This is a genomic window from Mumia flava, from assembly GCF_002797495.1.
Lineage (GTDB): Bacteria > Actinomycetota > Actinomycetes > Propionibacteriales > Nocardioidaceae > Mumia > Mumia flava.
In genome coordinates, this window is the sequence record NZ_PGEZ01000001.1 from 2,040,345 (window position 1) to 2,057,743 (window position 17,399).

At 72.2% G+C, this 17,399-nt stretch carries 23 protein-coding genes; 13 read left to right on the forward strand and 10 right to left on the reverse strand.

Annotated elements, in window-relative coordinates:
• Nucleotides 1-6: 6 nt before the first annotated feature.
• Together CLV56_RS09620 and CLV56_RS09625 are read right to left on the reverse strand one after the other, a co-directional pair.
• A complete protein-coding gene (locus CLV56_RS09620; RefSeq protein ID WP_100414747.1) occupies nt 7-906 on the reverse strand; it encodes an alpha/beta fold hydrolase in 900 nt (299 codons plus the stop codon).
• Between the two features lie 107 nt (nt 907-1,013).
• Nucleotides 1,014-1,370, reverse strand: a complete 357-nt coding sequence (locus CLV56_RS09625) for a DoxX family protein (RefSeq protein ID WP_039363382.1) — start codon at nt 1,368-1,370, stop codon at nt 1,014-1,016.
• An 81-nt stretch (nt 1,371-1,451) separates the two neighbouring features.
• On the opposite strand from CLV56_RS09625, the gene CLV56_RS09630 reads away from it, so the two are divergent.
• Complete coding sequence (locus tag CLV56_RS09630) at nt 1,452-2,093, forward strand: class I SAM-dependent methyltransferase (protein ID WP_039363385.1); 642 nt, start codon at nt 1,452-1,454, stop codon at nt 2,091-2,093.
• 48 nt (nt 2,094-2,141) lie between these two features.
• Here the strand turns inward: CLV56_RS09630 and CLV56_RS09635 are convergent, their stop codons facing one another.
• From CLV56_RS09635 to CLV56_RS09650, 4 genes are all read right to left on the reverse strand, one after another.
• A complete protein-coding gene (locus CLV56_RS09635; RefSeq protein ID WP_039363387.1) occupies nt 2,142-2,522 on the reverse strand; it encodes a hypothetical protein in 381 nt (126 codons plus the stop codon).
• 244 nt (nt 2,523-2,766) lie between these two features.
• On the reverse strand, nt 2,767-3,294 hold the full coding sequence (locus CLV56_RS09640; protein ID WP_039363391.1) for an SRPBCC domain-containing protein: 528 nt from the start codon (nt 3,292-3,294) through the stop codon (nt 2,767-2,769).
• The gene (locus CLV56_RS09645) at nt 3,291-3,608 is read right to left on the reverse strand and encodes an ArsR/SmtB family transcription factor (RefSeq protein ID WP_039363394.1); all 318 of its coding nucleotides are present in this window, start codon (nt 3,606-3,608) and stop codon (nt 3,291-3,293) included. The genes CLV56_RS09640 and CLV56_RS09645 overlap by 4 nt, the downstream gene beginning before the upstream one ends.
• Nucleotides 3,609-3,727: 119 nt before the next feature.
• The gene (locus tag CLV56_RS09650; protein ID WP_039363398.1) at nt 3,728-4,342 is read right to left on the reverse strand and encodes a TetR/AcrR family transcriptional regulator; all 615 of its coding nucleotides are present in this window, start codon (nt 4,340-4,342) and stop codon (nt 3,728-3,730) included.
• Between the two features lie 80 nt (nt 4,343-4,422).
• On the opposite strand from CLV56_RS09650, the gene CLV56_RS09655 reads away from it, so the two are divergent.
• A complete protein-coding gene (locus tag CLV56_RS09655) occupies nt 4,423-4,857 on the forward strand; it encodes a VOC family protein (protein ID WP_100414749.1) in 435 nt (144 codons plus the stop codon).
• Here the strand turns inward: CLV56_RS09655 and CLV56_RS09660 are convergent.
• A complete protein-coding gene (locus CLV56_RS09660; protein ID WP_039363401.1) occupies nt 4,833-5,825 on the reverse strand; it encodes an AraC family transcriptional regulator in 993 nt (330 codons plus the stop codon). The two genes, CLV56_RS09655 and CLV56_RS09660, sit on opposite strands and share 25 nt — an antisense overlap.
• Before the next feature lie 171 nt (nt 5,826-5,996).
• On the opposite strand from CLV56_RS09660, the gene CLV56_RS09665 reads away from it, so the two are divergent.
• The 11 genes from CLV56_RS09665 (at nt 5,997) to CLV56_RS09715 (ending at nt 14,172) form a co-directional block, all read left to right on the forward strand.
• The gene (locus CLV56_RS09665) at nt 5,997-7,385 is read left to right on the forward strand and encodes an FAD-binding oxidoreductase (protein WP_039363404.1); all 1,389 of its coding nucleotides are present in this window, start codon (nt 5,997-5,999) and stop codon (nt 7,383-7,385) included.
• Entirely contained in the window at nt 7,382-8,413 is a 1,032-nt protein-coding gene (locus tag CLV56_RS09670) for a hypothetical protein (protein ID WP_039363406.1), read from the forward strand. Before CLV56_RS09665 ends, CLV56_RS09670 begins: the two co-directional genes overlap by 4 nt.
• A gap of 11 nt (nt 8,414-8,424) precedes the next feature.
• Complete coding sequence (locus CLV56_RS09675; protein ID WP_039363409.1) at nt 8,425-8,733, forward strand: hypothetical protein; 309 nt, start codon at nt 8,425-8,427, stop codon at nt 8,731-8,733.
• Nucleotides 8,734-8,795: 62 nt separating this feature from the next.
• The gene (locus CLV56_RS09680) at nt 8,796-9,287 is read left to right on the forward strand and encodes an anthrone oxygenase family protein (RefSeq protein WP_100414750.1); all 492 of its coding nucleotides are present in this window, start codon (nt 8,796-8,798) and stop codon (nt 9,285-9,287) included.
• A 76-nt stretch (nt 9,288-9,363) separates the two neighbouring features.
• The gene (locus tag CLV56_RS09685) at nt 9,364-9,993 is read left to right on the forward strand and encodes an NAD(P)-dependent oxidoreductase (protein ID WP_039363413.1); all 630 of its coding nucleotides are present in this window, start codon (nt 9,364-9,366) and stop codon (nt 9,991-9,993) included.
• A gap of 52 nt (nt 9,994-10,045) precedes the next feature.
• Nucleotides 10,046-11,035: an AraC family transcriptional regulator gene (locus tag CLV56_RS09690; RefSeq protein ID WP_100415114.1), complete on the forward strand. Its 990-nt coding sequence runs from the start codon at nt 10,046-10,048 to the stop codon at nt 11,033-11,035.
• 49 nt (nt 11,036-11,084) lie between these two features.
• The gene (locus CLV56_RS09695) at nt 11,085-11,924 is read left to right on the forward strand and encodes an alpha/beta fold hydrolase (RefSeq protein ID WP_157805126.1); all 840 of its coding nucleotides are present in this window, start codon (nt 11,085-11,087) and stop codon (nt 11,922-11,924) included.
• A 31-nt stretch (nt 11,925-11,955) separates the two neighbouring features.
• Nucleotides 11,956-12,534 (forward strand): ArsR/SmtB family transcription factor, encoded by a 579-nt coding sequence (locus CLV56_RS09700; RefSeq protein WP_039363415.1) that lies wholly within the window; start codon nt 11,956-11,958, stop codon nt 12,532-12,534.
• Nucleotides 12,531-13,346: an SRPBCC family protein gene (locus CLV56_RS09705; RefSeq protein ID WP_039363417.1), complete on the forward strand. Its 816-nt coding sequence runs from the start codon at nt 12,531-12,533 to the stop codon at nt 13,344-13,346. The genes CLV56_RS09700 and CLV56_RS09705 overlap by 4 nt, the downstream gene beginning before the upstream one ends.
• Nucleotides 13,343-13,918: a dihydrofolate reductase family protein gene (locus tag CLV56_RS09710; RefSeq protein ID WP_039363419.1), complete on the forward strand. Its 576-nt coding sequence runs from the start codon at nt 13,343-13,345 to the stop codon at nt 13,916-13,918. Before CLV56_RS09705 ends, CLV56_RS09710 begins: the two co-directional genes overlap by 4 nt.
• A 32-nt stretch (nt 13,919-13,950) precedes the next feature.
• Complete coding sequence (locus tag CLV56_RS09715; RefSeq protein ID WP_039363819.1) at nt 13,951-14,172, forward strand: hypothetical protein; 222 nt, start codon at nt 13,951-13,953, stop codon at nt 14,170-14,172.
• A 25-nt stretch (nt 14,173-14,197) separates the two neighbouring features.
• Here CLV56_RS09715 and CLV56_RS09720 read toward each other — a convergent pair whose 3' ends face one another.
• The 3 genes from CLV56_RS09720 to CLV56_RS09730 are packed head-to-tail and all read right to left on the reverse strand — an operon-like array spanning nt 14,198 to nt 17,347.
• Nucleotides 14,198-14,764 (reverse strand): dihydrofolate reductase family protein, encoded by a 567-nt coding sequence (locus CLV56_RS09720; protein ID WP_039363422.1) that lies wholly within the window; start codon nt 14,762-14,764, stop codon nt 14,198-14,200.
• A gap of 13 nt (nt 14,765-14,777) precedes the next feature.
• Nucleotides 14,778-16,238, reverse strand: coding sequence for a serine hydrolase domain-containing protein (locus CLV56_RS09725; RefSeq protein WP_039363425.1), 1,461 nt, complete (start codon nt 16,236-16,238; stop codon nt 14,778-14,780).
• Nucleotides 16,235-17,347 carry an alpha/beta hydrolase gene (locus tag CLV56_RS09730; protein ID WP_100414752.1) on the reverse strand — a complete coding sequence of 371 codons (1,113 nt, stop codon included), beginning with the start codon at nt 17,345-17,347 and terminating at the stop codon, nt 16,235-16,237. Before CLV56_RS09730 ends, CLV56_RS09725 begins: the two co-directional genes overlap by 4 nt.
• Between the last annotated feature and the right edge of the window lie 52 nt (nt 17,348-17,399).

Consider the following 17,399-nt stretch of genomic DNA (forward strand, 5'->3'; position numbering starts at 1 on the left):
CCCGGCTTACCCGGCGAGCCAGGCGGACACCTCGTGCACGTAGACCGCAGGTGCCTCGAGGGGCAGCAGGTGGCCGACGTCCTCGATGGGTCGGGCCGTCCAGCCCGGGCGCCTGGCATGCATCCTGAGTGACGGCGGGTCGATCAGCTGGTCGGCCGTTCCCCAGACCACGAGCACCGGCACCCGCACGTCATCGAGTGCCTGGTTCGTCGACTTCTGCGCGACGAACATGGCTCGGGTTGTCGACGCGAAGGCCGCGGCTGCTGGGGCAAGCCGCTCTGGATGAGCGCGGGCCGCGTCGAGGCTGTCGATCCACAGGTCGATCTGTGCACGTGAGATGCGGCTGAGGTCGCTCCCGGTGATCCGGTCCACGCCCGAAGTGGGGGTGCCTGCGCCCCCGACGGCGGTCCGCTTGGTGTCCAGGAGTCGCGGGCCGGCCAGTCGACACAGGATCCGTGCCGCAGGCGGGACTGCCACGACGGCGAGGCGGCCGACCGTGTGCCACCCGAGCGCTTCGCCTCGTGACGTCCGACGCCACGGGAGCGCCGGAGCCACCAGCACCACGGCTCGAACCTGCTCGGGCATCAGCCCGGCGGCGAGCGCTGCCACCAGTCCGCCCATGGACCACCCGTGGAGGACGACCTTCTCGTGGCCGAGGTGCCGGACGAACGCCCTCACGAAACGCGCGTCGAGCTCGGGGCGCGGTCCGTGCCGGTACGGATCGTCCGTACCGCCGGCGATCGAACCTGGCATGTCGACGGAGACGACGGCACCGAGCTGCCGCAGGGGAGGAACCAAGTCCATCCACATGCTCGCGCTCCCGGTCATCGGGGGGACGAGCACGTGGACCGGCGCGTCGGGCGGTGCCTCCGACGCGGGCTCGGCGCGAACGAAGTGCACGCGCACGCCGCACACCCGCGTCGACACGCTCCGTACCCCCGCCCACTGCGGCGAACGGACACCCCAGTCTTCGTAGAGCCCAGCTTCGTCGTGCGCAGCGTCGCCGTGCACGCCTACCCCGCCTGGGTGAGGACGAAGCCGAAGACGGCGCCGCTGAGGATCAGCATGCCGGTGGCGTTGACGAACAGGTTGCGTCCCAGGTCCCGGGCGCGCAGGTGCATCGTGATCGCGACGACGAAGTAGAGCACGAGCATGCCGCTCGTCAGGAGCGCCAACGGCGACAGCCAGATCCCCAGCACGAGTCCCGCTGCGGCTGCCACCTTGATCGGCGGCAACATCCACCACGACCGCTCGGGAAACCTGACGTCGGTCAGGCAGTCGCGGACGAACGACGCCGGGCGCACGCAGAGCGCCGCGTCGACGAGCTGCACCGCAGCCAGCGCCGCCAGCGGCCACCACGGCTCGACCATGGTCTCGATTATGGCCCTCGCGCAGACCGGTGCTCCTTCCTGTCGCCCCGTCACCCGTACGACGTGTGGCTACCCTGAGCCATGCCCGATGCGTGGCGGTCCGACACCCGTGACTCCTACGACGCCGACGCCCTCGGCTACGCCGAGCAGGTCCGCGGCCTCCTCGATCGGATGCCTTACCTGCGCGCGAGCCTGGCCGTCTTCGCCGAGGCCGTTCGCGACGCGGGTGGGGGACCGGTCGCCGACGTCGGTTGCGGACCCGGGTACGTCACCCGGCATCTGCAGGACGCGGGAGTCGACGCGTTCGGGATCGATCTCTCGCCGGAGATGGTCGCGATCGCCCAGCGGGACCATCCCGGGCTCCGCTTCGAGGTCGGGGACATGACCGACCTCGATCTCGCCGATCATTCGGTCGCCGGTGTCGTCGCGTTCTGGTCCGTCATCCACGTGCCTGATCACGCGGTGCCCGGTGTGTTCGCCGAGTTCCACCGGGTGCTGCGACCCGGCAGTCCCGTGCTCGTCGGCTTCCATGTCGGGGACGGCACGGAGCACACCGCGGAGGGCTACACCGGAGCGCACATCAGCGTGGACACCCATCGCCGTCAGCCGAGCCGGGTGATGGACTGGCTCCGGCAGGCTGGATTCGCGATCCAGGCCGAACTCGTCCTACGGCCGGACGACGACGTCCCCGGCGCGGTGATCCTCGCGAGCAGCGCCACGTGATCTTGCAGAGACCCGCATGTGCCCTCGCCGCCCGGACGCGAAGAGTGGTCACCGACCGAAGGGCTCCCAGACGAGCACCTCGGGTCGTGTCCCGTGCTTCGCCTCGTAGGCGTCGATGATCTCGTCGGTCACGTCCTCGCCGGCCCGGAGGCGGACCAGGAACGGGACGAGCCAGTGGAGGTCGGCCGCGTCGAACTCCTCGGTGAACGCCGGATCGGTGTCGTCCTGCAGGGCGTCGACGACCCTGGCGAGGGGGACCTGCCCGCCGACGTTCGCGGCGTGCGGCCCGATGGAGAAAGCGATCCGGGAATCGCGGCCGTCCGGATACACGGCCACCTCGACGGGGTGCGGGTACGGGCCGGGTGCCGTCCGCGCCACCACGAGGAAACCCTGGGGACGATCCCGTTCCCGTTCGTCGTGCTTCTCCATCGGGACCAAGAGGATCACACCGTCGTTCGGTCCGCACCCTGCCGTCCGCGTGCTGGGAAGGCCGGGCGGTGCGTCGATCAGCCGTCCTCCGGCGCACCCTTTCCCCTCAGCCCGCGGATCCAGGCCCGCGGGCGGGTCACACCGGCCCTCCGCGCGTCGCGTCGAGCCCGGCGCCTCTCCAACGCCCGGATGCGATCGCGTGCCGCGGCGAGGATCTGCTCGGGGTACGCGTCGGGATCGATCATCATGACTCGAGCCCCCTCTCTTGATAGGTCGTGCTGAGCTCGACCCAGCGGTCGTGCCAAGCACCGGCGGGACGGTCCGGCGTCCAGCCGTCCGGGTGGGCGGAGCGGCCCAGCGCGAGCGCGCGGCCGAGGTCCTCGATGTGGACCTGCCAGCCGGCGCCGTGGATGAAGAGGTCGGCGACCGGCAGGCCGCGCTCCTCGACGACCAGCCGCGTCTCGTCGCCCTCGGGGGTGAGCCAGGCCTCGATCTGGTTCTCCTCGGCGGTGTCGGGGCGCGTCGTCACCAGCAGGTGATGGGGCGCCTCGCAGAGGTCGATCCGGGCAGGCCCCGTCCACGTGCTCGTGAAGGTCAGCTCGACGGTCCCACCGACCCGCAGGTCGCCGGAGACCCGAGCGATCCACCGGGCGAGCCGCTCCGGCGTGGTGCACGCGTCCCACAGGTCCTCGACGTCGGTGTCGAAGACCTCCTCCATCCGTACGGCTCCGCGCGTCGCGTCGAGCGCGCGCATCGTCCCGATCGTCGTCATCGTCCGGCCTTCTTTCCTCGTGCGACCTCGGTGTGCAGGGCGTCAAAACGGTTCTGCCAGAGGGCTCGGTAGTCGGCGAGCCAGGTGTCGAGCTCGACGAACGCCTCCGGGCGCAGGCGGTAGATCCTGCGCTGGGCGTCCTGCTCGACGTCCACGAGGCCGGCCTCCCGGAGGACGCGCAGGTGTCGTGACACGCCGGGACGCGCGATCGGCAGGGCCTCCGCGAGCTCGCCGGCGGAGGCCTCGTGGTCGCGGAGGATCCCGAGCACGGTGCGTCGGCTGGGGTCCGCCAGCGCCTGCAGGAGAGCGTCCATGGGTCGAATGTACCCGATGCGTTACGTATCCGCAAGGGTACATAACCGACGACGACGGCATCGAGGCGCTCCTGGATACCGCGCTCCGCGGCTCGGCGCCCCGCTGACCGGGTCTGCGGTCAGCGCGGTCCTGCGCGCAGCCCGGTGAGCAGGACGCGGAGCGTCGACCAGGCCTCCTCGAGCGCCTGGCGCCGCCGTGGCGCCGGGCGGGAGGCGATCCACAGCGCCGCCTCGTTCATGGCTCCCGACAGGAGCGCCGCCGTCGCTGCACGGGGGACGGTGGCCAGTCGATCCAGCTCGGCGAGCTCGCGCAGGCCCTGCTCGAGAGAGCGGCCGGAGGCCGCCGCGTCGTACTCCCGCCACGCGTCCCAGCCGACGACGGCCGGTCCGTCGATCAGCAGGATGCGCCGTGTGGGCGCGGACGAGCTGACCTCCAGGAACGCGCGACACCCTGCCTCGAAGCCATCCCACGCATCGCCGCTCGCTGTCCGCGCCCGCTCGGCCGAGTCGGCCACCGCGCCGGCGACGTCGGAGTGCGCCCGCTCGAGCACGGCGGCGAAGAGGCGCTGCTTGCTGCCGTAGTGGTGGTAGACCGCGCCCCGGGTCACCCCGGCGGCGGCGGCCACCTGCTCCAGGCCGACGTCGGCGTAGCCGTCGGCGGCGAACAGGTCCCGTGCGGCGGTGAGCACCGTCGACGCCGTGGCCTCGCTCTCGGCCTTCGTCCTCCGCGGCACGACTCACCCCTTGTCATACGTACGTGGTGTATGTATAACATGGACGTATACATACACGCTGTACGTAAAGGAGTGCTGTCGTGCCGTACACGAGCATCTACCCGGTGCTGATGACCGAGGACGTCACCACCACCGCCGCCTTCTACCGGGAGCACTTCGGCTTCGAGACGGTCTTCGAGACCGACTGGTACGTCAGCCTCCGGCGCGACCGCTGGGAGCTGGCCGTCCTCGAGGCGAGCCACCCCACGATCCCCGCAGCGGGGCGCCCCGCCGCCGGCATCCTGATCAACCTCGAGGTCGACGACGCGGACGCCGAGTACGAGCGGCTGGTCACGAGCGGCCCCCTCGAGCCTCTCCTGCCGTTGCGCTCGGAGGACTTCGGTCAGCGCCACTTCATCGTGGCCGGACCCGACGGCGTCCTCGTCGACGTGATCACCCCGATCGAGCCCACCGGCGAGTACGCCGGGGAGGGCACGGGACTCCCTGCCGGTCACGACCGCTCGTCGTCGACGTAGGGGCGGCGTCGGCGCCACTCGCCCGGGGCGCTGCCGACCTCCCGCTTGAAGGCTCGGTTGAACGACGCTTCGGACTGGTAACCCACGGCCGTGGCTGCCTGCGCCACGGTGACGGTGCCGGACTTCAGCAGCCGGGCGGCGATCTGCAGCCGCCACCGGGAGAGATACCGCATCGGCGGGATCCGGACGTAGGTGGTGAACTGGTCGGCGAACGACGATCTCGACATGCCGACCTCGTGGGCGAGACGCTCGAGGGTCCACGGATCGGCGGGTCGTCCGTGGATGAGACGGAGCGCCTCGCCGACCTGCGGTTGACGCACCCCCGCGAGCCAGCCGCGCTCGTCCTCCCCGAGCTGCGCCAGGTGGCTGCGGAGGGCCTCGACGAACATCAGCTCCGCAAGCTTGGCGAGCAACGCCTCCCGGCCTGCGCCGGCCTCACGATCACTGGTCTGCACGGCCGCGTCGATCAGGCCGGCGACCCACTGGCGGCTCTGCGAGGACACGGGCGAGTGGACGATGCGGGGGAGCGAGTCGAGCAGCGGGTTGAACGGTCGGCTGTCGCACCCCAGGAAGCCGCACACGAACCGCGTTCGATCCGCGGTGGACCTCCGGCTCATGCGGAGGGGGAACGGCAGCGTCCGGTCGGGAGGGCGCTGGTAGAGCGACGGGTCGGGGGCGCCCCGCATCCCCGGGGCGGAGGCCATGACGTTCGCGTCGCCACCCGGGAACGCGACCATGTCGCCCGCCTTCAGGGCCACGGGCGCCTCGCCGGGTGCGACGATCTCCGCCCAGCAGGTGCCCTCGGTCACCACGTGGAACGCGATCACGTGCTCCGCGCCCGGGAGGACCTCGCGGTGCAGCGAGGCGACGCTGGGCGACTGGGTGACGAACGGTGACCTGGCATCGACGTCGAAGAACACGGCGCCCGTCAGTCGCACCGACAGGAGCACGTCGGAAAGCACGTCCATGCTCGCCTCCCGGACCCCCGGACACCCTCATCGGACGTCCTGACACGAATCTCGCACCTCGGGGACGAACGGACAACAGCCTCGGACGAGCGGCCATTCAGTTCGGACTCGCAGCACTCCTACGGTCGATTCCCAGCCCTTCGACGGGAGGGGCGTCCACGGGGAGGAACCATGACCGTACAGACCGCGAGCAGCCTGGGCCAACGGGTCCGGGGGAGGGTCGTCGATCGCGACGACCCCGCGTACGACGAGGCACGGGCGCTCTACAACGCCATGATCGACAAGCATCCCCGACTGATCGCGCAGTGCCTCGACGCCGCCGACGTGGCCGCGTGCGTCGACTACGCACGGGAGACGGGGCTGGAGGTCGCCGTACGCGGCGGCGGTCACAACGGGCCCGGCCTCGGCAGCGTCGACGACGGGCTGGTCATCGATCTGACGCGGATGCGCGGCGTGCGGGTCGACGTCGAGCACGGGACCGTCCGCGTGGCAGCAGGCTGCACGACGGGAGACGTCGACCATGCGACGCACGCGTACGGCCTGGCGGTGCCGTTCGGCATCGTCTCGACGACCGGCGTCGGAGGGCTGACGCTCGGGGGCGGGATCGGGTACCTGTCGCGTCAGCACGGGCTGACGATCGACAACCTGCTCGAGGCGGACGTGGTGCTGGCCGACGGTCGCCTCGTCACGGCGAGCCCGACCAGCCATGCCGACCTGTTCTGGGGTCTGCGGGGTGGTGGCGGCAACTTCGGTGTCGTCACGAGCTTCCTGTTCCAGGCCCACCCGGTCGGCCAGGTCTTCGCGGGTCCGGTCTTCTGGGGCCACGAGCACACGGAGCAGGTCATGCGCGCGTACCGGGAGTTCCTCGCGCAGGCGCCCGAGGAGCTCGGCAGCTTCGTGGGCATCAAGCGGGTCCCGGCCGTCGACCCGTTCCCGGCAGAGCACCACGGCGACCTCGCCTGCGCGGTCGTCTCCTGCTTCAACGGCCCGGCCGACCGGGGAGGCGAGGTCATGGGGCGCCTGCTCGACGCGCTGCCGGAGCCGATGTTCGACTGGATGGACGAGATGCCGTTCCCGGCCGTCCAGCAGCTCTTCGATCCGCTGATCCCGCCGGGGCTGCAGTGGTACTGGCGTGGCGAGTACGTGCACGAGCTCACCGATGCCGCCATCCAGGAGCACGTCGTCCAGAGCCGGGACATGGTGGGCGCACTCTCGATGGTGCACCTCTACCCCATCGACGGCGCCGTCCACCGGGTCGGCCCGACCGAGACGGCGTGGAACGAGCGCGCGGCCAGGTGGGCGATGGTCGTCGTCGCGGTCGACGCCGACCCCGCCCTCGCCCCCGAGCTGAGCGCCTGGGCGAGACGCTACTGGGCCGCCATCCACGAGCACACGCAGAGCGGTGGGTACGTGAACTTCATGATGGGCGACGGTGACGAGGAGCGCCTCGCCGCGAGCTACGGCGACAACTACGCACGACTGGTTGCGTTGAAGGGCAAGTACGACCCGGCCAACTTCTTCCACGTCAATCAGAACGTCGCGGCGAGGAGAGCCTCATGAGGATCACACGGCTCGCACTCGCGGGAGCACTCCTGGCGATCCTGACACCCGCGCCGCTGCACGCGGCGGCGGAGCAGCCGCCGACCGAGAAGGTCGAGCGGGCACGGACCACGGACGCGCCGGTGCTCACCCCGCTGACCGAGTTCGGGACCGGACTGGCCTCCGGAAGCGCGATCGGACCGGACGGAGCCCTGTACGTGACCGATCCGAACGCGGGCAGCGTGCTGCGCATCGATCGGAGGACCGGCGCGACGCGCACGTACGCCGACGGGCTGCCGACCCAGGTCCTCGGGATCGGCGGGGCGATGGATCTGGAGTTCGTCGGTCGGACCGCGTACGTGCTCGTCACGCTCGTCGGAGGGGACCTCGCGGGCACGCCCATCGGTGATCGGACCGTCGGTCTCTACCGGCTCGGTCGGGACGGGCGGTTCCGCGTGTTCGCCGATGTCGGCACGTGGTCGGAGGAGCATCCACCGGTGACGGACTCCTTCATCACCACCGGGCTCCAGTACGCCCTCGAACGTCGCGGTGACGGGTTCCTGGTGACCGACGGACACCACAACCGCGTCCTGCGGGTCGGGCCCCGGGGGCACGTCAGCGAGGCGAGAGCCTTCGGCAACGTCGTCCCCACCGGGCTGGAGGTCGTCGGACCGGTCGTCCTGACCTCGCAGGCCGGACCGATCCCGCACGACCCGGAGGACGGGAGGGTCGTCGCCACGTTCCGGCGTCACCGCGCGCCCGTCGAGGTCGCCCGTGGCGCGAGCCTGCTCGTCGACGTCGAGCTCGACCCTCGCGCGGGTCTGTACGCGCTGTCCCAGGGTCGGTGGGACGGCGCGTCCGAAGGGTCTCCGGCGTCGCCGAGCACGGGTCGGCTGGTCCGCGTGGGATGGCGCGGCGATCTCGTCCCGGTCACCGACGGGGACGGAGACGAGATCGTGCTGGACCGGCCGACCTCGCTCGAGCTGGTGGGGAGCACGGCGTACGTCGTGGGCCTGGCCGGCACCGTCGTGACGATCGACAACCTCTGACGGAGCCGGAGATGTCCCTGCACAGCGCCGGCGTCCTCGCGGGCGCTGTGTCGGCCATGCTCTTCGTGGTGAGCTACCTGCCGATGCTGGTCAAGGCGGCGCGGACACGGGACCTTCACTCGTACAGCCTCGGTCAGCTCATGGTGGCGAACCTCGGGAACCTGGTGCACACCGTCTACGTCCTGTCGCTCCCGATGGGGCCGATCTGGCTCCTGCACGGCTTCTACCTCGGGAGCACCGCGTTGATGACCTGCTGGTGGTGGCGCTACCGCGAGCCACGGTCCGATCCAGCGGGAGCCGCTCACGGCGTGAGCGTCTGACGTATGTCCGCGAGCGAGCCGACGATGGTCAGGCGGTGGTGCCCGGCGGTCGAATGAGGGACATGACCACAGTCCTCGGAACCACCGCCGTCGCGGCCACCGTCACCACCGGTCTCGTCGCCGGGCTCCTCGTCGTCTTCGCCCACGCCGTGATGCCCGGGCTCGGCACCCTCGGCGACCGCGCGTACCTGACGGCCTTCCAGCGGATCGACGCCGCCATCGGCAACCCGTGGATGATGCTCGCGTTCCTGGGAAGCCCGGTGCTGGTGGTCGCGGCGCTGGCTGTCGACCTCGGCGGGGACCGGGTCGCGTCGCCGTGGCTGGTCGCCGCCCTGGTGCTGATCGTCGTGACGATCGCGATCACCGTCGTGGTGCACCTGCCGATCAACGCGCTGGCCCAGGAAGCCGCACCCGCCTTCGCCGACGCCTCTGACCTGCGTGCGCGGTTCGAGACCCGCTGGGTCCCGTGGAACACCGTCCGTGCCGTCACCTCGACGGCCTCCCTCACCGCGTTGTGCGGCGCCCTCCTCGCCATCGGGAGGGCGGCGGGCTGACCCCGGCAGCGGCCTGCCGGACCGCACGGCTCCGTACCTCACGCACCCGCCGTACCTCACTCGAAGGAGACCATCCATGAACATCACCGTCTTCGGCGCCACCGGCACCGTCGGCCGGCTCGTCGTCGAGCAGGCGCTCGCAGCCGGGCACGACGTCACGGCCGTCACCCGCGACGCCGACCGCGTGACGCAACGCCACGACCGCCTGCGGGTCGTCCAGGGGGATCCCACCGAACCGGAGGTGTGCGCGCCTGCGGTGAAGGGCGCGGACGCCGTGATCGTCACCCTCGGTGCCGGTCGGCAGGGCCGGGTACGCGAGGCCGGGACGCGCGCCGTGGTGGCCGCCATGCACGAGACCGGTGCTCGCCGGCTGGTGTGCCAGTCCACGCTCGGCGTGGGCTCGAGCCGGCGCAACCTGAACCTGTGGTGGCGCTACGTGATGTTCGGCGCGCTGCTGCGGCCCGCGTACGCCGATCACGTCCGTCAGGAGGACGTGGTCACGGCGAGCGGCCTCGACTGGACCATCGTCCGCCCCTCGGCGTTCACCGACGCACCCGGCGATGCGCTCGGCGAGCTCCGGCACGGGTTCGCCGGGGACGAGCGGGGGCTGCGGTTGAAGGTCTCACGGGCCGACGTCGCGGCGTTCCTCCTCGCGCAGGCGGCTGATCCGGCGTACCTGCACCGTGCCGTGTCCGTGTCGGCATGACGCGGGTGTCGACATGACCGCCCCGACCGCCGCGCTGGCTAGCATGGCAGGCGTGGACGTGCTGGAGGCACTGCTCGACGGACCACGCGCCCGCGGGGCGTTCCTCCTGCGGGCGCTCCTCGACCCGCCGTGGTCGCTGCGCATCGAGGACGAGGCGCCGTTGACCGTGCTCGCGGTGCTGCGGGGCACGGCCTGGCTCGCCCCCACCGACGGCGCCCCACGCGAGCTGCGCGAGGGGCAGGTGGCGGTGGTGCGCGGTCCCGACCACTACCTGGTCGCGGACCGTCCCGACACCCCGCCGAGCGTCGTCGTCTACCCAGGCGGTCGTTGCACGAGCGCCGCGGACGGTCGGGGCCTCTGGGACGAGTGGTCGCTCGGGATCCGGACCTGGGGCCATCGCGCCGACGCCTCGTGCATCCTGCTCGTGGGCACGTACGAGGGGGCGGGTGAGGCCAGCAAGCCCTTGCTCAACGCCCTCCCTGCCGTGGTCGCCCTGACGCCCGAGGAGCTGGGGACTCCGGTGCTGCCGGTCCTCGCCGCGGAGATGCAGGTCGAGGCCCCAGGCCAGCGCGCGCTGCTCGACCGGCTGCTGGACGTCCTGCTGATCTCGACGCTGCGGACGTGGTTCGCGCTCCAGCAGACCGAGGCGCCGGGGTGGTTCCGTGCGCAGCACGACCCGGCCGTCGCCGCGGCCCTCGGGCTCCTGCACCAGCAGGTCGCTCATCCCTGGACCGTGACCGAGCTCGCCGCCCGGGTGGGGGTCTCGCGCGCGTCTCTGGCGCGACGGTTCACGGCACTGCTCGGCGAGCCGCCGATGGCCTACCTCGCGAGCTGGCGGCTGGCGCTGGCCGCCGACCTGCTCTGCTCCTCGAGCGAGGTCACCGTCGCCTCGGTCGCACGTCAGGTCGGGTACGGCACACCCTTCTCCCTCAGCACCGCGTTCAAGCGCGAGCACGGTGTCAGCCCGCAGGAGTATCGCCGCGGGCGCCGCTCGAGCGAGGTCGATGCGGCGCTCACGGGGTCGGTGCAGGCGCCCTCGTGACCATCGCACCACCCTCTGCTCGATCGTCCGACAGCTGGGAGGACCTACGTTGCCGATCTGCCACGCGACCGGGATCGCCTACGACCGCGCGGGACCCACGGACGACGCCGGCACCGTCGTCCTGATCCACGCCGGCATCGCGGACCGCCGGATGTGGGACCCGCAGTGGTCGCACCTGACCGTGCGTCATGACACCGTCCGGCTGGACCTGCGGGGGTTCGGGGAGTCCACCGCGAGGCCGACGGAGGCCTGGGCCCCGTACCGCGATCTGCTCGAGACCCTCCGGGCTCTCGAGGTCGAGCGGGCCGACCTGGTCGGCTGCTCGTACGGCGCGGGGGTTGCCGTCGAGGCTGCACTGGCCGAGCCGGGCCGGGTGGCTTCGCTGCTGCTCTGCGCCCCGGGCGGCTCGTTGCTCGCCGAGGAGACCGGCCAGCTGGCGGCGTTCGTCGCGGCCGAGGACGCAGCGCTCGAACGCGGCGACGTCGAGGCTGCGGTGGAGGCGAACCTCGCGTGGTGGGTCGACGGACCCGACGGCCCGGCCGACCGGGTGGCGCCCCGGATGCGAGCCGCGGTCGCGACCATGCAGCGCCGCGCCTTCGAGATCACGGCCGACTGGGACGACGTCGACGAGCTGGAGATCGAGCTCGAGCCCGGACCGGACCAGCGCTACGGCGAGATCGCCGTGCCGACGCTCGTGCTCTGCGGCGATCTCGACGTGGACGCGGTGACCGCCGCTGCTGCGTGCCTGACCGACGGGATCCAGGACGCCCGGTCGATCACCTGGCCCGGGACCGCGCACCTGCCGTCGATGGAGCGCCCCGACTCGTTCCTGACGCTCCTCGAGGAGTGGCTCGAAGAGCGCGGGACGGGGCTGTCCTCGACCTCTTGACAAATTATTTTGTCAAGGGCACGCTGGGGTCATGAACGACGTCGAAGTCATCGAGAGCGCGGACGCTGCGGCGACTGCGCTGGACCCGGTCCGGGCGCGGCTCCTCGGTGAGCTGACGGTCCCGGCGTCCGCGGCCGGGCTCGCCGCTCGGGTCGGCATCGCTCGGCAGAAGGTCAACTACCACCTCAAGGCGCTCGAGGCTCACGGTCTGGTCGAGCTCGCCGAGGAGCGCAGGCACGGGGGGATCAAGGAGCGCGTGCTCCGGGCCTCGGCCGCGTCGTACGTCGTGTCGCCGGCTGCGGTGAGTGCGTCCGGGGCCGACCCGGACGCCAACGCCGACCACCTCTCGGCCGGCTATCTCGTGGCCCTCGCCGGTCGGGTGGTACGGGAGGTCGGCGCCCTGGCCCGCCGAGCGGGCTCGTCCGGCAAGCGCCTCCCGACCCTGACCATCGACACGCAGATCGGGTTCCGGTCCGCCGAGGACCGGGCTGCCTTCGCCGACGACCTGACGGCGGCGGTGCTCGACCTCGCCGCCCGCTACCACCACGACGACGGTCGGCCGCACCGGCTCGTCGTCGCGGCCCACCCACGTCCCGAGGAGGACGCATGAGCACCACCCCGAACGTCCCGTACCGCCTGGAGTTCAGCGTCGAGGTCCCCGGGACCCCGGAGCAGGTCTGGCAGGCCATCGCCACCGCCCGAGGCATGAGCGCGTGGTTCGGTCCGACCGAGATGGAGGAGCGTGAGGGCGGCTCCTTGCACTTCACCATGGGGCCGGACATGGGCTCCGACGGTGAGGTCACCCGCTGGGAGCCGCCGCGCCGCCTCGTCTACGAGGAGGACTGGGCCGCGCTGATGGGCAAGGACCCCGATGCGCTCAGCCCGCTGACGTCGGAGTTCCTGGTCGAGGCCCAGTCGGGCGGGACGTGCATCGTGCGCGTGACCAGCAGCGGCTTCGGGACGGGCGCCGACTGGGAGTCGGAGTTCTGGGACGACCTGGCGCCGAACTGGATGCCGTTCTTCGACAACCTGCGGCTCTACCTGTCGCACTTCCCGGGCCAGGAGGCGACGCACTTCGAGGCCGCCGCCAGTCATCGATGCGACGCCGACACGCTCTGGTCGGCTCTGAGCGAGGCGCTCGTGCTCGGGGACGAGGGGACGTCCGTCGAGGTGCGGGGCGCGACGGGCACGGTCGAGCGTGTCGGTGAGCGGCAGGCGCTCGTACGGGTGATCGCGCCGGTGCCCGGGATGCTCAGCGTGTACACGTTCGCGGAGGCCGACGGCAACGCACTGGCCGGCGTGCGGGCGTACCTGTTCTCGCCCGACGCGGCTGCCTACGCGCGCCGTGAGGAGCCGGCCTGGCAGACCTGGCTCGAGGCGCTCGACGTCCCCGCCCCGTCGCCGGCGAGCACCGGTCGATGAGCGCGGAGACGACGTCGGCGGGGCCTGTCCGCTACTCGATCAACGTGACGCTGGACGGCTGCTGCGATCACCGCGCGGTCCCGGGGGACGACGAGCTCCACCGGCACGCAGCCGACAGGCTCGCCGAAGCGGACGCGCTCCTCTTCGGCCGGGTCACCTACGAGATGATGGAGGCCGCCTTCCGGATCGGCGGGGACGCGGGCGCCGATCCTGCCGACCCGTTCGTCCGGACGATGGACGCGGCGAAGAAGTACGTCGTCTCGAGCACCCTCGAGTCCGTCGACTGGAACGCCGAGCTGGTGCGCGGTGATCTCCCGACCGCGGTCCGGACGCTCGCGCAGAGCTGCCCCCGGGGTGTGTTCGTCGGCGGTGTGCAGCTGGCGCAGCAGCTCACGGAGCTGGGTCTCGTCGACGAGTACGAGATCGTGGTGCACCCGTGGCTCGCGGGCCACGGGCCGACGCTGTTCGCCGGGTTGACCCGACCTCTCGCCCTGGAGCTGGTGGGACGGCAGGAGCTCGCGTCGGGAGCGGTCGCGATGCGCTACGTGCCGCGGCGGTCGGAATCGGGATGACCGGCCCCGTGAGGTCGAGGCATGCTGAGCTCATGCCTCGACCTCACGGGTTCACCTACGAGCTGGCCGGCTCCGACGTGGTCATCGCCCACCACGGACGCCGTGCCGCCACCTTGCGGGGAGCCGCGGCCGCAAGGTTCTTGGCCGACGTGGAGCGGCGGGATCCGCAGGAGCTGATGGCCCGAGCGACCGGTCAATACAAGCACGGCAACGAGCGCACGGCCAAGAACCACCCGCGCAACCGACGAGCGTGACCGGCCGCAACGGCTCGGCGACGCATCACTGCCCTCGGCGGTAGCGCGCCAGGACGACGCTGCCGCCGAGCACGCGTGTGTCCCGCAGCTCGACGGGGAGGGTCGCGCCGCCCGCGAACAGCGGGACACCGCCGCCGAGCAGCACCGGTGTCACCTTGAGGTGCAGCTCGTCGATCTCGTCGACCAGCTGGGCGGCCAGGTCGCCGCCACCGCAGAGCCAGATGTCGCGCCCGGGCCTCCGCTTGAGGTCGCGCACGACGTCGACCGGATCGCCGCGCACTACGGTGAGATTCTCGCCCGGCGGCAGCGCGCGGTGCGAGAACACGTACTGCTCGAGGTGCGGATACCCGCTGGTCAGGCCGGCGTCGAGTGCGGGCTGGTGGGTGCGGGCTCCCATCAGCACCGTGTCGAAGTGACGCGCGGGCTCGGTGACGTTCAGGGCGTCCCGGGCGTGCGCGGGGCACGCTTCCGGATACTCGGCGAAGTAGTCGGCCAGTGCTTCGGGCGGCTGCGGGAACATCTCCGTGCCGCCGTCGGGGGCGGCGATGAAGCCGTCGATGCTGACGGCGATCAGGTAGACGAGCGAGCGCACGGGACCTCCTGGGTCAGGGTCGGACGGATCGGTGAAGTCGGGCGGTACGGAGTGCTGCCGCCGCTGCGACGAGGATGGCGAGGGCGCAGCATCCGACGAGCGCGACACCGGCGAGGAACAGGTCCGGGGTCCAGCGTGCGAGCACCGTCACGCTCCCGGCTGCCGCCCGTGACAGGGCCCACGCCGCCGTGGCGGCGACGGCCGCCAGCAACGCCGTCCAACCGCCGAGCAGCCAGAGACGGCCCCGCCGCGGACGCACCGTCCGGCGACGCGCGCCGACGAGGGTGGTCGTGAGCAGGAGGGCTCCCAGGGCGACCAGGGCCCAGGGTGCAGTGAGCAGCAGCGGATCCGGGTCGATCGGGTGGACCGCGCGCCCGGTCGCGAGCCGCGCGACGTCGAACGCCGCCTCGTTGAGCTGGGCGTCGCGCGCCGGAGCGTAGCCGTTCTGCAGGAGCACCACCGCCAGGCCTCGGCGGGGGAGCAGCAGGACGGTCGAGAAGAATCCCGGCGTCGCACCGGAGTGCCACGCGACGCGCTCGCCGTCGCGACGCTCGACGCGCCAGCCCGTGTCGTACCGCGCCTGCTCGACGTCCGGCGCGGGGCCGTCGCGGACGGCGGCCAGCATCGAGGGCGGCCACACCCCACCCGGCCGCGCCACCAGCAGGCTCGACGCCAGGGTGGCGGCGTCGTTCAGGGTCGCGGCCGCGTACCCGTACGGCAGCCCTCCGGCGACGGGACCGACGTCGTACGGCCACGCCCGTCCCCAGGCCAGCCGGTGACCGGGCGGGACCGCGCCCGAGTCGTGGGCGTAGCGCGCGACGCCGGAGAGCCCGAGGGGGTGGAGCAGGTCCTCCGCCAGGACGTCGACGAACGGCCTGCCCGTGGCCTGCTCCACGAGCGCGCCGAGGAGCAGGTAGTTGGCGCTGCTGTACTGGTACGTCCCCGGAGCGGCGACCGGGCCGTTGTCGCGCAGACCGCGGGCCGTGGCGGTCACCGCCTTCCGCGCAGCCGAGCGTCGGTCGGCCACCCGGAGCCCGGCGTCGGCGTCGAAGCCGCTGCGATGACCGAGCAGGCGGGCGGCCGTGATCTGCCGACCGACGTCCGGCGCCGCGGCGTCGAGCCAGGGCAGCGTCTGGGTCACCGGGGCGTCGAGGTCGAGGACGCCGTCGTCGGCCAGGCGCAGGACCAGGGCAGCGGTGAGGGTCTTGCTGACCGATCCGAGGAAGAACGGCGTACCGGGCGTGACACGCTCGCCGTCGCCGTCGATGCCGAGGGTCCCCCTGATCGTGGTCCCGTGGCGGTCGACCACGGCCCAGGCGAGCCCGGGGACGTGCGTGCGGGCCCGGTGGTCGGCCAGGTAGCGCGCGATGTCGTCGGCGCCGCCGCTCTCGACGCCCGGCGCGGCCGCCGGAAGCCCGAGCGCCAGGACGATCGCCGCACCGAGCCCTGCGGTGGCCCGGCGCAGCGGGCTCACTCGCTGCTCCGCGCCGTCGACGCGTTCTGACGACGGAGCGCGGCGTCGAGGAAGGACTCGACGCCGTCGACGACCGAGGTGAACCGCACCGACGAGAACAGGTCGAAGCCGTGCTGGGCCCCGCTCAGCTCGACGTAGGTCACCGGGACGGCACCGTCGGCGAGATGGTCACGAAGTGCACGCGCCTGCTCGACCGGAACCCACGAGTCCCGATCGCCGTGGGCGAGGAAGAACGGCGGCGCCTCGTCGGGCGGGAGGAGGAGCGGTGAGGAGGACGCCGCCTCGGCCGGCCCGTGCCCGTAGTAGCCCCCGTAGTACCCGTACAGCCCGACGACGGCATCGACCCGGCTGTGCGGGGTGCGCAGGTCCTGCGTGAGGGCCAGCACGGAGCCGAGGTGCGCCCCGGCGGAGGACCCGGCCAGCACCAGGCGGCTGGTGTCTCCGCCGTGGCTGCCGGCGTTGCGGTGGGCCCAGGCGAGCGCTGTCCGCGCGTCGGCGAGGTGCTCGGAGAAGCTGACCGCCGGCCGCAGGCGGTAGCCGGCGCTGATGCACACCCATCCCTGCGCCGCCAGGTGGTGCAGCAGCGCACGAGCCTCGCGGTGCCGCCCGCCGGAGTAGTAGCCGCCGCCGTGGAAGTAGACGAGGACCGGCCCGTACGCCCCGCCGCGCCGGGCGTAGACGTCGAGACGCTGACGCCGGTCGGGGCCGTACGCGATCCCGCGCACGCGTCGAACCGACAGCGGTCGAAGGGGCAGGGGCGCCAGCAGCGCGCGGACCCTGCTCCGCAGGGCGGGCTGGATCCCGGACGCGGCGAGCGCGCTGCGCACCTCGACGGGTGCCGAGAGGCTGCGGACGAGCAGGCCCGCGAGGGCAGCCAGGGTGGCGCAGGCGACTCCGGTCAGGATCAGCCCCGCTGGACCGCCGAGGTCGCCCTGCGCCCAGGCGAGCGCGGTCGCGAGCAGCAACGCAGCCCCGAAGAGGTGCGGGATCTCGTTCACCGACGCCGCCAGCAGGTAGCGAGCGTGCGGGGCGGGATCGCTCGGTCGGGTCCACGCGGCAGCCGCGAACACGGTGATGGACGCGAGGAACACGAGGTAGCCGATCGGCATGCGAATCTCCTCTACAGGTGTCGAGGCTGCTACTCTACATCCGTAGAGGCTC

What these genes read in the sequence shown, in the direction of transcription:
- CLV56_RS09730 (WP_100414752.1), bottom strand. Translation starts at nt 17,347, where the DNA reads ATGCCGATCGGCTACCTCGTGTTCCTCGCGTCCATCACCGTGTTCGCG.
- CLV56_RS09635 (WP_039363387.1), bottom strand. Translation starts at nt 2,522, where the DNA reads ATGGAGAAGCACGACGAACGGGAACGGGATCGTCCCCAGGGTTTCCTC.
- CLV56_RS09685 (WP_039363413.1), top strand. Translation starts at nt 9,364, where the DNA reads ATGAACATCACCGTCTTCGGCGCCACCGGCACCGTCGGCCGGCTCGTC.
- CLV56_RS09680 (WP_100414750.1), top strand. Translation starts at nt 8,796, where the DNA reads ATGACCACAGTCCTCGGAACCACCGCCGTCGCGGCCACCGTCACCACC.
- CLV56_RS09665 (WP_039363404.1), top strand. Translation starts at nt 5,997, where the DNA reads ATGACCGTACAGACCGCGAGCAGCCTGGGCCAACGGGTCCGGGGGAGG.
- CLV56_RS09670 (WP_039363406.1), top strand. Translation starts at nt 7,382, where the DNA reads ATGAGGATCACACGGCTCGCACTCGCGGGAGCACTCCTGGCGATCCTG.
- CLV56_RS09625 (WP_039363382.1), bottom strand. Translation starts at nt 1,370, where the DNA reads ATGGTCGAGCCGTGGTGGCCGCTGGCGGCGCTGGCTGCGGTGCAGCTC.
- CLV56_RS09630 (WP_039363385.1), top strand. Translation starts at nt 1,452, where the DNA reads ATGCCCGATGCGTGGCGGTCCGACACCCGTGACTCCTACGACGCCGAC.
- CLV56_RS09660 (WP_039363401.1), bottom strand. Translation starts at nt 5,825, where the DNA reads ATGGACGTGCTTTCCGACGTGCTCCTGTCGGTGCGACTGACGGGCGCC.
- CLV56_RS09640 (WP_039363391.1), bottom strand. Translation starts at nt 3,294, where the DNA reads ATGACGACGATCGGGACGATGCGCGCGCTCGACGCGACGCGCGGAGCC.
- CLV56_RS09700 (WP_039363415.1), top strand. Translation starts at nt 11,956, where the DNA reads ATGAACGACGTCGAAGTCATCGAGAGCGCGGACGCTGCGGCGACTGCG.
- CLV56_RS09715 (WP_039363819.1), top strand. Translation starts at nt 13,951, where the DNA reads ATGCCTCGACCTCACGGGTTCACCTACGAGCTGGCCGGCTCCGACGTG.
- CLV56_RS09710 (WP_039363419.1), top strand. Translation starts at nt 13,343, where the DNA reads ATGAGCGCGGAGACGACGTCGGCGGGGCCTGTCCGCTACTCGATCAAC.
- CLV56_RS09705 (WP_039363417.1), top strand. Translation starts at nt 12,531, where the DNA reads ATGAGCACCACCCCGAACGTCCCGTACCGCCTGGAGTTCAGCGTCGAG.
- CLV56_RS09645 (WP_039363394.1), bottom strand. Translation starts at nt 3,608, where the DNA reads ATGGACGCTCTCCTGCAGGCGCTGGCGGACCCCAGCCGACGCACCGTG.
- CLV56_RS09675 (WP_039363409.1), top strand. Translation starts at nt 8,425, where the DNA reads ATGTCCCTGCACAGCGCCGGCGTCCTCGCGGGCGCTGTGTCGGCCATG.